The 13,679-nt window shown below is 62.5% G+C and carries 14 protein-coding genes; 6 read left to right on the top strand and 8 right to left on the bottom strand.

Going from position 1 to position 13,679, the window contains the following annotated elements; all coding sequences use genetic code 11:
• Positions 1-35: 35 nt before the first annotated feature.
• Positions 36-896, bottom strand: coding sequence for a LysR family transcriptional regulator (locus tag QMK54_RS14345; RefSeq protein ID WP_320402769.1), 861 nt, complete (start codon positions 894-896; stop codon positions 36-38).
• A gap of 112 nt (positions 897-1,008) precedes the next feature.
• On the opposite strand from QMK54_RS14345, the gene QMK54_RS14340 reads away from it, so the two are divergent.
• Entirely contained in the window at positions 1,009-1,434 is a 426-nt protein-coding gene (locus tag QMK54_RS14340) for a VOC family protein (protein WP_223591952.1), read from the top strand.
• Between the two features lie 125 nt (positions 1,435-1,559).
• On the opposite strand, the gene QMK54_RS14335 is transcribed toward QMK54_RS14340, so the two are convergent.
• The 6 genes from QMK54_RS14335 to QMK54_RS14310 form a co-directional block, all read right to left on the bottom strand.
• Positions 1,560-2,141, bottom strand: coding sequence for a GGDEF domain-containing protein (locus QMK54_RS14335; protein ID WP_320402768.1), 582 nt, complete (start codon positions 2,139-2,141; stop codon positions 1,560-1,562).
• Between the two features lie 74 nt (positions 2,142-2,215).
• Positions 2,216-2,797: a hypothetical protein gene (locus tag QMK54_RS14330; RefSeq protein WP_320402767.1), complete on the bottom strand. Its 582-nt coding sequence runs from the start codon at positions 2,795-2,797 to the stop codon at positions 2,216-2,218.
• Between the two features lies 1 nt (position 2,798).
• Positions 2,799-4,967 carry a xanthine dehydrogenase family protein molybdopterin-binding subunit gene (locus tag QMK54_RS14325; protein ID WP_320402766.1) on the bottom strand — a complete coding sequence of 723 codons (2,169 nt, stop codon included), beginning with the start codon at positions 4,965-4,967 and terminating at the stop codon, positions 2,799-2,801.
• A gap of 7 nt (positions 4,968-4,974) precedes the next feature.
• Positions 4,975-5,430: a (2Fe-2S)-binding protein gene (locus QMK54_RS14320; RefSeq protein ID WP_057715045.1), complete on the bottom strand. Its 456-nt coding sequence runs from the start codon at positions 5,428-5,430 to the stop codon at positions 4,975-4,977.
• 173 nt (positions 5,431-5,603) lie between these two features.
• Positions 5,604-6,758 carry an NnrS family protein gene (locus QMK54_RS14315; protein WP_320402765.1) on the bottom strand — a complete coding sequence of 385 codons (1,155 nt, stop codon included), beginning with the start codon at positions 6,756-6,758 and terminating at the stop codon, positions 5,604-5,606.
• Complete coding sequence (locus QMK54_RS14310) at positions 6,758-7,006, bottom strand: transmembrane sensor/regulator PpyR (RefSeq protein ID WP_320402764.1); 249 nt, start codon at positions 7,004-7,006, stop codon at positions 6,758-6,760. Before QMK54_RS14310 ends, QMK54_RS14315 begins: the two co-directional genes overlap by 1 nt.
• A 291-nt stretch (positions 7,007-7,297) precedes the next feature.
• Between QMK54_RS14310 and QMK54_RS14305 the strand changes: the two genes are divergently transcribed.
• The 5 genes from QMK54_RS14305 (at position 7,298) to QMK54_RS14285 (ending at position 12,865) form a co-directional block, all read left to right on the top strand.
• Complete coding sequence (locus QMK54_RS14305; protein ID WP_110660250.1) at positions 7,298-7,822, top strand: sigma-70 family RNA polymerase sigma factor; 525 nt, start codon at positions 7,298-7,300, stop codon at positions 7,820-7,822.
• Positions 7,819-8,802 carry a FecR domain-containing protein gene (locus tag QMK54_RS14300; protein WP_320402763.1) on the top strand — a complete coding sequence of 328 codons (984 nt, stop codon included), beginning with the start codon at positions 7,819-7,821 and terminating at the stop codon, positions 8,800-8,802. The genes QMK54_RS14305 and QMK54_RS14300 overlap by 4 nt, the downstream gene beginning before the upstream one ends.
• A gap of 99 nt (positions 8,803-8,901) precedes the next feature.
• Complete coding sequence (locus QMK54_RS14295) at positions 8,902-11,391, top strand: TonB-dependent siderophore receptor (protein WP_320402762.1); 2,490 nt, start codon at positions 8,902-8,904, stop codon at positions 11,389-11,391.
• 103 nt (positions 11,392-11,494) lie between these two features.
• Positions 11,495-11,998, top strand: a complete 504-nt coding sequence (locus QMK54_RS14290) for a VOC family protein (protein WP_320402761.1) — start codon at positions 11,495-11,497, stop codon at positions 11,996-11,998.
• A 33-nt stretch (positions 11,999-12,031) separates the two neighbouring features.
• On the top strand, positions 12,032-12,865 hold the full coding sequence (locus QMK54_RS14285; RefSeq protein ID WP_320402760.1) for an AraC family transcriptional regulator: 834 nt from the start codon (positions 12,032-12,034) through the stop codon (positions 12,863-12,865).
• Positions 12,866-13,062: 197 nt separating this feature from the next.
• On the opposite strand, the gene QMK54_RS14280 is transcribed toward QMK54_RS14285, so the two are convergent.
• On the bottom strand, positions 13,063-13,650 hold the full coding sequence (locus tag QMK54_RS14280) for a LysE family translocator (protein WP_320402759.1): 588 nt from the start codon (positions 13,648-13,650) through the stop codon (positions 13,063-13,065).
• Positions 13,651-13,679: the final 29 nt, after the last annotated feature.

Genomic DNA, 13,679 nt, shown 5'->3' with positions numbered 1-13,679 from the left:
TGACGACCTTCGCGAGCAGGCTCGCTCCTACAGGGTCAGTGTTGTGCCAGGCATTGCGCAAACAACTGCTGAATTGGCTGATTTCGCTGGCTATAGCGCTGCAGCAAGACAATCTCCCGATAGAACGTCAACTCGCCCAAGGGGATGATTCGTACCTTGGCCCCGTGTTCAAGCCATAACCCGGCTTCGGGCAGCAATGACACCCCCAACCCACACTCGACCATCTTCACAATCGCCTCCAGCTCATCCAGCTCCAGCGCCACCTGCACTTCAATCTTCTGTTCGCGCAGAAACCGCGTCACCAGCCGCCCACCGAACGAATTGCGGTCGTAACGCACGTGGGGATGTTCGGCGAGCAACTGCAGCACATCTTCGCCTTCGAGGTCCGCCGGCACGATCAACACGAACGGCTCCCGGCGAATCACCTGCGCAGACAACTCCTTGGGCAACTCGAACGGCGGCTTGATCAGGATCGCCAGGTCAACTTCTCCGGTGTCCACCTGGCTCAGCAGGTTCAGCGACACACCGGGCACCAGCTTGGGTTCCAGCGAGGGCGCCTGTTGGCGCAAGCGCAGCAGCGCCTGAGGCAGCAGCCCGGTCTGGGCGGTCGCCACCGCGCCGATTCTCAACTCGCCTCGGTACTCGCTGACATCGTCACTGACCGCCATGCGGCTGAAGGTTTCGAGCATTTCCCTGGCCATCGGCAACGCACGCTGCCCCGCCGCATTGAGCAGCGCCTGGCGGCCGGTGCGATCGAACAGACGGATGCCCAGGGCCTGTTCCAGATTGCGAATCTGCGCACTGACCGCCGATTGCGTCAGGCCGATGTGCATGCCGGCCGCGGCAAAGGTGCCGTGACGCGCCACGGCGACAAAGGTTTTCAGTTCTCGCAGCATGACGGCCTCGATTGATCGGAATAATTTGAGCTCGATGCAAAAATTATCGTCTTTCAATCAAAAAGCACAGGGCTAAACTTGACACATTCCACCCACCACCGAGGTTCGCCCGATGCAACTGTCCCCTTTTCACCTGGCCATTCCGGTCTACGACTTGCCGGCCGCCCGGCACTTTTACGCTGAGGTGTTTGGCCTGGAGGAAGGCCGTTCAAGCGATCACTGGGTGGATTTCAATTTTTTCGGTCATCAACTGGTGATTCACCTGGCACCGAAAAATCCTTCACAGGAAGCCGCGCACACCAATGCCGTGGATGGTCACGATGTGCCGGTGCCGCATTTTGGCGTGGTGCTCGGGATGGCGGAGTGGGAGGCATTGGCCGAGCGCCTGAAGTTACTGGGGACGCGCTTCGTGATCGAGCCGGGGATTCGTTTTCAGGGGCTGGTGGGTGAGCAGGCGACGATGTTTCTGTTTGATCCTTGCGGCAATGCGCTGGAGTTCAAGGCGTTCAAGGATATCGGGCAGTTGTTTGCCAAGTGAAAATATGGGGTGTCTGTTCGGGCCTCTTCGCGAGCAAGCCCGCTCCCACAGGGGATTGTGTGAACAACGCAGGCCAATGTGGGAGCGGGCCTGCTTGCGAAGAGTCGCGCCAATACACCACTGTTCTAACGGCTAGTCCCCCGCTCGGCTTCCTCCAGCAGTTCCTCGATCGAGTCATGAACAGTGGAGTCATATTCGACCTGGACAACACTGAACCGAATGTCATAACTGCGCTGCGCCGTGGCATTGCGCTCATCGAGTATCTCATTGAGCCGAGCCTTGATCGCCGCAATTTCCACGGTGCTGGACCCGGTCAGCAACACCGCGAACCGGTCGCCTTCGAGCCGGCCGACCACATCGTTTTCACGAAAGCCGATACGCAGGACATCGGCGAAGGTCTTGAGGGCATCGTCAGCTTTGGCCCGGCCGTACAGATAGCTGATGCGTTTGAATTCATCGAGGGTGAAGTACAGCAGCGTTGCCGGCGTCCCCAGCTCCCGGCATGCGTCCAGCCCGAGCCGGGCCAGCGCGGTGAAGCCATGGCGATTGGACAGCAGCGTCAGCTCATCCATGCTTGCCATTTGCACGCCGGCCAGCTCTCGCTCGGCCTGGCGCGACATCTCACGCAGCCGCTCCCGTTCTTGCTGTGGCGTGAGCAACGGGCTTGCGGAGCGGCCCGATTTGCCCGTTTTGCCTGAGGTCAACATCGTTAACTCCCTTGGCAGGTATGCACTTTAGAGTCGCCCATACCCGCATTGACTCCCTGCAAGCGAGCCGTTGGTCAGCTACCCGTCACCGGGCACGGCCCTCCTGCATCGGCCCAGCGTTTGAACTGGGTGACGAAGATATCGTGGGGCACCGGCACCGGTGCGCGATTACCGCCCGGATTCCAGCCCCACAGCACCAGCTTGTCGTCGCTGACGTGTTTGATCAGCGCGGCAAAATCTCGATCGCCATTGCTGGAGCGATCCTTGATCATCGCGCACAGCCGGTCGGCTGGCAGGCCGATCCAGGCCATCCGCTGCGCTGCCGGCGGCAGGCCCCAGTGCGGTGCGCCGGGTGGCGCATGCGGACCATAACTGGCCGGCGGATTGCTTTGCGCGTGGCAGGTTGCACAGGGCAACCCGGCCGAGCCCTTGCCGTCCATGCCACGCACGACATTCATGGCGTGAGGTACGCCGGCATCGAATTGCAGCGGCGAATCCCCGGGAATGTGGCAGTTCTGGCAACGCGGGCTCTGGAAGACTTTCTGCACGGTGTCGAACGCCTGCAAGGCCTCGCGGTCATCGGCGAATACGTGCGAGGCGTAGGCGACGAGACACACCAGAATCACCGTCCCGAGCAACCAATGATGTCGTTTCATCTCACACCCCCGACAGCTGCAGGGGCAGCTCCCGCAGGCGCTGCCCGGTCAGGGCAAACACCGCGTTGGCCACCGCCGGCGCCGTGGGCGGCACACCGGCTTCGCCGATGCCGCCGGGTTTGTCGCTGCTGGGCACGATATGCACTTCGACCACTGGCATCTCGTTGAGCCGCAGCACCTGGTAGTCGTGGTAGTTGGACTGCACCACTTGCCCGTTCTTGAGTGTCAGCTTGCTGTGCAAGGCAAAGCCCAGGCCAAAGGTGATACACGACTCCATCTGCGCGGCGATGCTCTGCGGGTTGACCGCAATGCCGCAGTCCACCGCACACACCACCCGGTGCACGCGGATGGCGAGGTTGTCCTGGGACACCTCGGCCACTTGCGCCACATAGCTGCCGAACGACTCATGCACCGCCACACCCAGGGCATGGCCATCGGGCAACGGCGCCTTCCAGTCGGCTTTCTCCACCGCGAGGTTCAGCACACCGAGGTGACGCGGATGGTCCTTGAGCAAGGCGCGCCGGTATTCCACCGGATCCTTGCCGGTTGCCGTGGCCATTTCATCGATCAGCGATTCCATGACAAACGCGGTGTGGCTGTGCCCCACCGAACGCAGCCACAACACGCTGATGCCGGTTTGCGGTGAGTGCAGTTCGATCTGGTGATTGGCCAGCCCACCCATGTAGGGGCTGTCGGCCACGCCTTCGACCGAGGTCTTGTCGATCCCGTCCTTGACCATGCTTGCTTCAAGCGAGGTCCCGGCCATGATCGACTGCCCGACCAGCACATGTTTCCACGCCAGCGGCAGGCCGTCGGCACCCAGCCCGATGCGCGCATGGTGCAGGAACGCCGAGCGGTAATAGCCACCGCGGATGTCATCCTCCCGCGCCCACACGGTCTTCACCGGCGCACCGGCGGCCTTGGCGACATACACCGCTTCGCTGACGAAGTCCGAGGTCGGATTGGCCCGCCGCCCGAAGCCACCGCCGAGAAATTCGGTATGGATCTCGACTTGTTCGGGCTTGAGCCCGGTGATTTTCCCGGCGACCATCTGGTCCAGGGTCTGGAACTGGGTGCCGGTCCAGATTTCGCATTTGTCCTGGGTGATGCGCACCGTGCAGTTCAGCGGCTCCATCGGCGCATGGGCCAGGTAAGGCACGCTGTATTCGACGTCGATGGTCTTGGCCGCTTTCGCCAGCGCAGCCTGGGTATCCCCCGCCTGGCCCGCGTTCAGGCCGGGGGTTTTGGCGAGTTTGCGGAAACTTTCCAGCAGCGCCCGGCTATCGAGTCCGGCGTTCGGTCCCGGATTCCAATCGATTTTCAACGCATCGCGCCCCAGCTTCGCGGCCCAATAGTGATCGGCGATCACCGCGATGCCTGTCGGCACTTGCAGCACTTTGTGCACACCCGGAATCGCCAGCGCCTCGGCCCCTTCAAAGGATTTGACGCTGCCGCCGAATGTCGGTGAACGAGCGACCATCGCGGTCATCAGCCCGTCAAATTGCACGTCCATGCCGAATTTCGCCCGGCCGGTGATTTTCTCCGGGGTGTCCAGGCGTTTGGTGGGTTTGCCGATCAGCTTCCAGTCCTTTGCGTCCTTGAGTTTGATCGAGGCCGGGTCCGGCCGGGGTAGCTGCCCGGCGTCATCGGCCAACTCGCCGTAGGTGGCGCGATGCTCACCGGCGATGACCACGCCCGACTCGGTGCGGATCTCGGACGGCGCGACGTTGAAACGCTTGGCCGCCGCGTCGATCAGCATCAAGCGCGCCGCCGCGCCGGCCTGGCGATAGCGATCGAACTCCATCCAGGTCGAGGTCGAGCCGCCGGTGATTTGCATCCCGCCAAAGCCAGGCAGGCCGTAATCGGCAGCCGAAGCCGGGGAGTGCTCGACGCGGATTTTCGTCCAGTCAGCGTCCAGTTCTTCGGCGATCAGCATGGTCAGGCCGGTCCAGATGCCCTGGCCCATTTCCGAATGGCCCAGCAGCACGGTGACGCTGTTGTCATTGCCAATGCGCAGGAAAGCGTTGGGGGCAAACACATTGCCCTGGTTCTCCGCGCCCATGGCGAACCGGTGAGCACCGGGCATGGCAAACGCCACCACCAGCCCACCGCCCAGCACGGCACTGCCCTTGAGAAAACCACGGCGCGATAACGCGTTGATCCTGTTCATGGTCACCTCAACCCAGCTCGGCGGCGCGCTTGACCGCCGCGCGGATCCGCGGGTAAGTGCCGCAACGGCAGATGTTGCCGGACAGTGCCTGATCGATGTCGCTGTCAGTCGGTTTCGGTATCTTCGCCAGCAACGCCGCTGCCGACATGATCTGCCCGGACTGGCAGTAACCGCACTGGACCACGTCAAGTTCCGCCCAGGCCTGTTGCACCGGATGCGAACCGTCCGCGGACAGCCCTTCGATGGTGAGAATCTTTTGCCCATGGGCCACGGCCGTGGCCGGTGTGATGCACGAGCGCAGTGGCGCGCCGTCGACGTGCACGGTGCAGGCCCCGCATTGGGCAATGCCACAACCGAATTTGGTGCCGGTGAGGTGGGCGACGTCGCGCAAGACCCAGAGCAGCGGCATGTCGGCGGGGACATCCAGCTCCTGATCCTGGCCATTGATGTTCAGGGTCAGCATGGCGCTTATTCCTCAGACTCACGGTGATCTGAAGGGGCGTCGCTGCAGCCTTGTAAAACCTGCGCGCGCCTCGGGTTATCCCTTCAGCTAAGCGCAAATTTCCCGGCAGGCCTTGGCGCATCGACCACCGGTCATGCAAAGGCCGCCTCGGTGGGCGGCCATGGAACCCTTCGCTAGAGCCTTGGCCCCAATAAAATCGCGCTATAGCGCCAGACAAAAAGCGCAAAAGCGCTACACCACAGCAGCGCCGACAGCGCCAATCCGAGAGCGGAAAAAGGCACCAGCCCTACCCGGCACGCACCCGCCAGCAACAACAGGACAAACCCCGCAACGATCGCCCTGGACGGCTGCAACAAACGCCCGGTATGCCCCAGGCTGACCCGCGCAATCATCGCCAGAATCAACCCGCCGATACCGCCGACGGCCAGCGCATGGGTGGCCAGGCTTTGTTGCGGCATCCAGCCCAGGTGCCACAGCGCCATCGCCAGCGTCGCCACCGCGAGCCACGTGTAAGCCAGGTACAGCGACCACAGCAGCGGCACGCGCCACAGGTCGCGGTCATGCCAGCGCCACAGGCGCAGCAGGTGCAATCCACTGATCAGCGCAAACAACAGCGCCAGCCACGCACGCGGGACGTCGTTCAAGCCGCCGGCAAAGGACACCGCCGCCAGCATGGCGCTGATCAGCAACACCTTGCCCGGCAATGAAGGGGCCGCAGGCGTTGCCGGACGGTTCAGGCCGCGCTGGATAAAGAACGGGATCACCCGCCCGCCGATCACGCTCATCAGCGCGCCCACCAGCCACAAGGCGGCCAGCACACCATGGCGTTGCAGATTGGCGTCATCAGCGACAAACCCCAGCAAGGTCAGCGCCTGACACCCGGCGAGCAGCGACACCATCAACAGGATCGGATAATTCTCGCGCTTGCCTGCGGCCACCAGATCGCGCCCCAGCACCCACGCCAGCAGCGGCAGCAATGGAGCCTGCAAGGCCAACAACAAGGGTGCCGGCAGCGGCAGGTACCAGGCCAGTCGCGCCAGCAGCCACACCAGCACCAGGCCGATCAGAGGCCAGCCCTTGAGCCCCGGCCGACCGGTCCAGTTGGGCACGGCTGTCAGGAGGAACCCGGCAATGATGGCCGAGGCGAATCCGAAGGGCATTTCATGTCGATGCCAGGCGAGCATGCCGTCCAGCGGTTGCGCACCGGGCAAGCGACCGTACAGCCACAAGGCCCAGACTGCCACGGCGATGGCGGCGAAACCGGCACCGGCGAGAAAGAACGGGCGAAAGCCCAGGCTGAAGACCGGCGCAGCCGCCAGCCGGCGCATCAAGCCACCACCCGGATCGGGCCTCGGCTCAGCCGGTACTGGGAAAGCAGGCGCATGACATAGCCGATTTTCAACAGGGTCGGGCCGAGAATGGTCATGGCGTGCATGGCCACCAGCATGACAATCGACAGATGACCGTCGTAAAGATAGGCACCGTAGATGCCGGCCAGCAGCATCGCCAGGCCAGCACTGAGCACATGGTTCGACAAGTGAAGAACGTTCTGGGGGTTGTTGAAGAAGTTGAACATTTGGCGTACTCCTGAAGGCGTTCAGTTGTACGTTGCCTGTTTCATGTTCCGTGCCAGTTTATGCCCCTTTGTAAATCAATGACTTCAGGACATCGGAGTCAATTTGACACACAGGCAAAATGGTCGTTATGACACGCATATTAGTCATTACGACAACTTCATCAAATAAAACCGCCCCGAACAACCTAAAAGCAAACCAATATCATTTGCACAGACATAGGCCTTTTGCTTTAATCGCGATCAATTCTTATTTGCACGAGGGCGCGAACCGCCCATGGACATGCGCTCACGATGACGGTTGCCGACTCCTCCTGCGTCCAGAACCTCTACGCCAGCCACCACCACTGGCTGCACGAGTTGCTGCGCCGACGCTTGAACAATGCGTTCGATGCCGCCGACCTGGCCCATGACACCTTCATCCGGGTGCTCAAGCGTCCGCAGGTATTTGACGGGGAAACCCACGAACGCTCTTACCTGGCCACCATTGCCCGGGGCCTTTGCATTGACCACTGGCGTCGTCGCCAGCTGGAACAGGCGTGGCTCGAGACCCTGGCCGCGCAACCCCAGGCCGTTCAGCCCTCGCCAGAGCAGCGGGCGATCATCGTCGAAACCCTGTACGAAGTGGATGCCATGCTCCAGCGCTTGCCCGAACGGGTACGCGATGCGTTCATTCTGGCCCAGGTGCATGGGCTGCCCTACCGGGCCATTGGCGAAGAAATCGGCGTCAGCGAGCGCATGGTGAAAAAGTACCTGGCCCAGGCGCTGATGCACTGCGCAATGCTCGAAGCCGAGCTCGACGGCCTGCTGATCCAATGACCCGCGCCACCCCCAACGCCATCAGCCACGCCAGCCTTGAACAGGCCGCCAGCTGGTACGTGCAACTCAACGATCAACAGTCCAGCCAGCAGGAGCGCGAGCATTGGCAGGCCTGGCTGGCGCAAAGCGGCGAGCATCAGGCCGCCTGGCACTACGTCGAGCGTGTGAGCCAGCGCTTTGCTGTGCTACAGGACAATCAGCAACAAGCGGCCAGCCACGTATTGCGCAACAGCGGCCGCGCCTCCCTGAACCGCCGCCAGACGGTCAAGAGCCTGTTGGTCCTGGTGTCGGGCGGATGGCTCGGCTGGAGCGCCTGGAAGGAAAGCGCCCTGCCCCTGAGCCTGGCCCGATGGACCGCCGACCTCTCCACCGGCACCGGCGAAACCCGGGAAACCCGGCTCAGCGATGGCAGCCGGATCTGGCTCAACGCCCTCAGTGCGCTGAATGTGCGTTTCGACACCGCACAACGGTTATTGCTGTTGCAGGCCGGAGAAGTGTTGATCGACACCGCCAAGGACACGAGCCGCCCGCTGCTGGTGCAAACCGTCGACGGCCGGATGCGTGCGCTGGGCACGCGTTTCAGCGTGCGTCAGGAAGACCGGCGGACATTGCTGAACGTCTACGAAGGCGCAGTCGAAGTCAGGACCGCGCAGGGTCAGGTTCAGGTGGCCGAGGCTGCACAGCAGCTGTCGTTTAGCCAAGACCACATACCGCCACCGAGCGTCGCCTCGGCTAGTCGCGAAGCCTGGCGCCGTGGCCTGTTGCTGGCGGACAACCTGCCACTGGGCCAGTTGCTCGAAGAACTCAGCCGTTACCGTCCCGGGCATCTGGGGTGTGATCCGGCCGTCGCCGGGCTGCCGGTCATGGGGTCGTTCCCGCTCAAGGACACCGATCAGGCCTTGCGGCTGCTGGAAGCGGCGTTGCCGGTGCGGGTGCACAAACCGCTGGAGTGGTGGGTCGACGTCGGCCCAAAAGCCTGATGAAGGTTTTTTCTGGCGCGTCGGTTCCCTTTTGCCTTTTTCACTCGGTTAACCCTTCAAGCACTACGAATGCCGATTGATCCGACTCCCTGGAACCCCATGCCGCGCGCCACCGTTACTCGCAACCGCTTTGCCTTGCACCCGCTGGTGCTGGTGCTGGCGATTGTCTTGCCAGGCCTGGAAGTGTCACGAACTCAAGCCGCCGCCCTCGCTGACAACGAACGGTCCAGCAGCCAGACGCGCCACTACACAATCGCTGCCGGTTCGCTGGTGAACGTCCTCAACAGTTTTGCCGAACAGGCCGGGATTTTTCTCGCCGGCCACAATGACCTCGCTGCCGGCAAACGCAGCCCTGGCCTGAACGGTGTCTACAACCGGGAGCAAGCCTTGCAACGTCTGCTGCAAGGCAGCGGCCTGCTGGCGCAACGCCAAGGGAACAGTGGCTACGTGTTGCACGCCGTTCCTGTCGAACAAGGCGCACTGGAACTGGGGGCGACCAGTATTTCCGCGCAGGCGCCCGGGGCGATCAGCGAGGACTCCCACGCCTACACCATCGGCTCGACGTCTTCAGCCACCGGCCTGCCGCTGTCCCTGCGCGAAACACCGCAATCGGTCACGGTCATCACCCGCCAGCTCATGGACGACCAGGGTGCCACCAGCCTCGTCGACGCCCTGCGCCGCGCTCCCGGTATCAGCGTGCAAAACTACGACAGCGAACGCTGGGAGTTTTCCAGTCGCGGCTTGCCGATCACCAACTTCCAGTACGACGGCGTCAATACCGACTACGACGGTGTCTACGACTACGGCACCACCAGCACCGACATGGCAGCCTATGACCGCGTTGAAATCATCAAAGGCGCGACCGGCCTGATGACCGGGGCGGGTGACCCCTCGGCGACGGTCAATCTGATTCGCAAACGCCCGACCCCGGCATTCAAGGCCTCGATCAGCGGCACCGTCGGCTCCTGGGACAACTATCGCAGCGAAGGCGATATTTCCGGGCCGCTGAGCGCCAGCGCAAATGTCCGCGGCCGGCTTGTGGCCGTCTATCAGGACCGCAGCGCCTACATGGATCACTACCGCAACAGCAAGGACATCGCCTACGGCATAGTCGAAGCCGACTTGACCCCGGACACCCTCGTCAGCGTTGGCATCGACCAGCAGAACACCCGCTCTCGAGGCGCCAGCTGGACCGGTTTCCCGATGTACTACAGCGACGGCTCGCGCACCGATTTCTCGCGCTCCTTCAACCCGGCCACCGACTGGAGCCGTCGCGATTTCACCAACCAGACGCTGTTCGCCTCCGTGCAACAGCAACTGGCCAACGACTGGGCGCTCAAGCTCAGTTACGACCGCAAGCACCGCCAGCACGATACCTTCCTCGCCTCCGCCAGTGGCGGCAATCCGGACCCGGTCAGCGGTAACGGCATGTTCATGTACATGGGAAAGTTCAAGGGCGATCAGGTTCAGGACAACATCGACGTCAACCTCAGCGGTCCGTTCACGCTGGCCGGTCGCGAACACGAATTGATCGCAGGTTTCATGTCGATGAACACGCGCCAGGACATCCCGGTGTACGGCTCGGTGTACCCGCCGGTGGACGGCAGCATCTTCGACTGGCGCGGCGAGTTTGCCAAACCCGAGATCCCCCGGGTCGGCACCGACGACATCGTCCAGCGCCAGACCGGCGCCTACCTGGCCGCCCGGCTCAAACCCATCGATGACCTGACGCTGATCCTCGGCGCGCGCGTCAGCGATTTCAGCGGCCGCGACGACCTGGATTACAGCGACCCGCAGACCACCGACCTGCGCGACAGCTATCGCCAGAGCGGTGTGGTCACGCCGTATGCCGGACTTGTCTACGACCTCGACGACACTTACTCGGTGTACGCCAGCTACACCAGCATCTATCAGCCGCAAATGAGCAAGGACGCCAACCGGCAGTTGCTCGACCCGGTCCAGGGCAACAGTCATGAAGCGGGCATCAAGGCCGAATACTTCGGCGGGCGCCTGAACGCCCGGTTCGCCCTGTACCGCATCGAACAGGACAACATCGCCGAGTATGTCAGTGGCGTCGATACCGAGTCGGTGTACCGGGCCGTCCAGGGCGCCAGCACCAAAGGCTTCGAGATCGAACTGGCCGGCGAATTGCGCGACGGCTGGAACCTGTCGGCCGGCTACACCTACAACCATACCCGCGATGCCGAGGGTGATTACGTCTACAGTTCGGTGCTGCAAACCACTGCACCGGAACAGGTGGTGCGGGTGTTCAGCACCTACCGCCTGTCTGGGGCGTGGGACAGGCTTACCGTCGGCGCAGGCGTGAGCTGGCAAAGTGAATTCTTCGGCAACGTATTGCGCCCCGACCCCGCCGACAGCGTGAACTTCGGCCAGCCCTCGACGATCACCCAGCCGGGCTACGCCCTGGTGGACGCGATGGCGCGCTATCGCTTCAACGAGCACCTGAGCACGACGTTGAACGTGAAGAACCTGTTCGACAAAACCTACTACACCGGGCTTGGCAACTTTGGCACCGGGTTTTACGGCGAACCGCGCACCGTGCAACTGACCACCCGGTGGGACTTCTGATCGCGGGTTGCAACGGCTTTTGGGCGATCTACGGTACTGCCGAACGAACACAGGCTGGCTACGCTGTAATCCTGCATGCATAACCTGCCGAGGAGTGCCCGCCATGCAACGCGTACAAAAACTCACACCCTGCCTGTGGTTCGACGATCAGGCCGAAGAGGCGGCGAAATTCTACTGCTCGATCTTCGATCATTCGAAAATCACCGCCATCACCCATTACGGCCACGCCGGTTTCGAGTTCCATGGTCGGCCGGAAGGCTCGGTCATGACCGTCAGCTTCGAGCTCGACGGGCAGAGTTTCACCGGGCTCAATGGCGGGCCGATGTTCAAATTCAGTGAGGCGGTGTCGTTCCAGGTCAATTGCCTGAGCCAGGAAGAAGTCGACCATTACTGGGGCAACCTGTCGGCCGGTGGCGCGCCCGAGGCCCAGCAATGCGGCTGGCTCAGGGACAAGTTCGGGCTGTCGTGGCAGATCGTCCCCGTCGCCATGATGGACATGATCAAGGACCCCGACACGAAAAAATCGCAACGGGCCATGCAGGCGATGATGCAGATGAAAAAACTCGATATCGCGACGTTGCAGCGCGCCTTTGACGGCGAGAGCTAATACACTCGGGCGCTGACCTGCCGAGGAGTGAGCATGAAGCACGCTGTTGCCAAGAACGCCGACCAGGCCCCGCGCTTCTGGCGCGATGACGCCCTGCCCTTCATCGAAGCCCGCGCCATCGCCGACGGGCGCGAAGTCTGCTACACCCGGCACGCCCACGAGCACTTTTCCATCGGGGCGATCACCGCCGGGCGCAGCACCTATCTGCATGAGCAGTCGGCGTTCGAGGTCAGCGTCGGCACCGTCGTGCTGATGAACCCCGGCGACGTCCACGCCTGCAACCCGATCGAAGACCAACCCTGGTCGTACCTGATGCTGTACGTCGATACGCCATGGTTGACCGATTTACAGCATCAACTCGGGTTCAGCGATGACGCGGCGTTTCGCCGGTTCTCGGCGACCCATACGCGGGACGCCAGCCTGTTTGCCGGCCTGGCGGGCTTGTATGAGCTGTTGGTCGATCCGCAGCAGGATGTGCTGCGCAAACACAGCGTGGCCGTGGAGTTTTTCACTGATCTGCAGCAGCGCTTGAACCCGATCGAGCCACCGCTGCGCGAACCGAATTTCAAGCTCGAGCGTGCCGCCGATTACATCCGCGACCACTGCACGCAAACTCTCAAGCTCGAAGACATCTGCGAGGCGGCGCAATTGTCACCGTCCTACCTGATCCGCGCCTTCAAACAGCATTACGGCATGACGCCCCACGCATTTCTGGTGAACCGGCGAATCCAGTTCGCCCAGGATCAATTGCGCAGCGGCAAGCTGATTGCGGACGTGGCACTGGAAGCGGGGTTCGCCGATCAGGCGCATTTTCAACGAGCATTCAAACAGCATTTGGCGGCGACGCCGGGGCAGTATCGGGGGTGAGCCCGAAGCTTTACCTGAATCTGTGGCCTGGTTGAATTTGTGGTGAGGGGGCTTGCCCCCGTTGGGCTGCGAAGCGGCCCCCGGCGTTCTTTCAGGCATACTTTGCATTCAGGTTTTACGACGGCTGCGCCGCCGAACGGGGGCAAGCCCCCTCGCCACAACAAGCCCCCTCGCCACAGAAGCTGCAGTGACTGCGGCTACGGAAGCAACAGATACACCGCACTCACTACCAGCAGCAACGCCATCAGCCGATTGAACATCCGCATCCCCGCCGGGTTGTTCAAGAACCCACGCAAAAACGTCCCGGCATACGCCCAGCACCCCACCGACACATAGCAGATCACCAGATAAATCGCCGCGAATTGCCAGACCAGGCGCGCCTCGCCATCGGCGACAAACGCGCCCATGCCGGCCACGCAGGCCAGCCAGGCTTTCGGGTTGAGCCACTGCATGATCGCGCCATACAGCATCGACGGGGCTTGCGCGGAATCATTGGCTTGCACCTGCCCATTGTCAGCCGCCAGCTTGAACGCCATGTACAACAGGAAGGCGACACCCGCCCATTGCACCACCTGTGTCAGTGCCGGCCAGCGCTGCAGCAGCTCATGCAGGCCCAATCCCATCAGCACCAGCAGCAAGACAAACCCCAGCGTGGCCCCGGCCACGTGACGCTGGCTGGCCCGGAAGCCAAAGCGCGCGCCAGAACTCAACGCCACGATATTCACCGGCCCCGGCGTGATGGACGCGACCAGCGCAAACGCCGCCATGGATATCATCAGACTCATTGCACACCTTCTTCCATCGAGTTGAACAA

Origin of the sequence: Pseudomonas sp. P5_109 (assembly GCF_034009455.1) — a bacterium.
In the GTDB taxonomy this organism is placed as follows: Bacteria; Pseudomonadota; Gammaproteobacteria; order Pseudomonadales; family Pseudomonadaceae; genus Aquipseudomonas.
The sequence above is the reverse complement of the archived record's forward strand: the minus strand, read 5'-3'. Positions and strand labels throughout refer to the sequence as shown.

Excerpts from the sequence above, each read along its gene's own strand:
- QMK54_RS14345 (WP_320402769.1), bottom strand. The coding sequence starts at position 896 with ATGCTGCGAGAACTGAAAACCTTTGTCGCCGTGGCGCGTCACGGCACC.
- QMK54_RS14340 (WP_223591952.1), top strand. The coding sequence starts at position 1,009 with ATGCAACTGTCCCCTTTTCACCTGGCCATTCCGGTCTACGACTTGCCG.
- QMK54_RS14335 (WP_320402768.1), bottom strand. The coding sequence starts at position 2,141 with ATGTTGACCTCAGGCAAAACGGGCAAATCGGGCCGCTCCGCAAGCCCG.
- QMK54_RS14330 (WP_320402767.1), bottom strand. The coding sequence starts at position 2,797 with ATGAAACGACATCATTGGTTGCTCGGGACGGTGATTCTGGTGTGTCTC.
- QMK54_RS14325 (WP_320402766.1), bottom strand. The coding sequence starts at position 4,967 with ATGAACAGGATCAACGCGTTATCGCGCCGTGGTTTTCTCAAGGGCAGT.
- QMK54_RS14320 (WP_057715045.1), bottom strand. The coding sequence starts at position 5,430 with ATGCTGACCCTGAACATCAATGGCCAGGATCAGGAGCTGGATGTCCCC.
- QMK54_RS14315 (WP_320402765.1), bottom strand. The coding sequence starts at position 6,758 with ATGCGCCGGCTGGCGGCTGCGCCGGTCTTCAGCCTGGGCTTTCGCCCG.
- QMK54_RS14310 (WP_320402764.1), bottom strand. The coding sequence starts at position 7,006 with ATGTTCAACTTCTTCAACAACCCCCAGAACGTTCTTCACTTGTCGAAC.
- QMK54_RS14305 (WP_110660250.1), top strand. The coding sequence starts at position 7,298 with ATGACGGTTGCCGACTCCTCCTGCGTCCAGAACCTCTACGCCAGCCAC.
- QMK54_RS14300 (WP_320402763.1), top strand. The coding sequence starts at position 7,819 with ATGACCCGCGCCACCCCCAACGCCATCAGCCACGCCAGCCTTGAACAG.
- QMK54_RS14295 (WP_320402762.1), top strand. The coding sequence starts at position 8,902 with ATGCCGCGCGCCACCGTTACTCGCAACCGCTTTGCCTTGCACCCGCTG.
- QMK54_RS14290 (WP_320402761.1), top strand. The coding sequence starts at position 11,495 with ATGCAACGCGTACAAAAACTCACACCCTGCCTGTGGTTCGACGATCAG.
- QMK54_RS14285 (WP_320402760.1), top strand. The coding sequence starts at position 12,032 with ATGAAGCACGCTGTTGCCAAGAACGCCGACCAGGCCCCGCGCTTCTGG.
- QMK54_RS14280 (WP_320402759.1), bottom strand. The coding sequence starts at position 13,650 with ATGAGTCTGATGATATCCATGGCGGCGTTTGCGCTGGTCGCGTCCATC.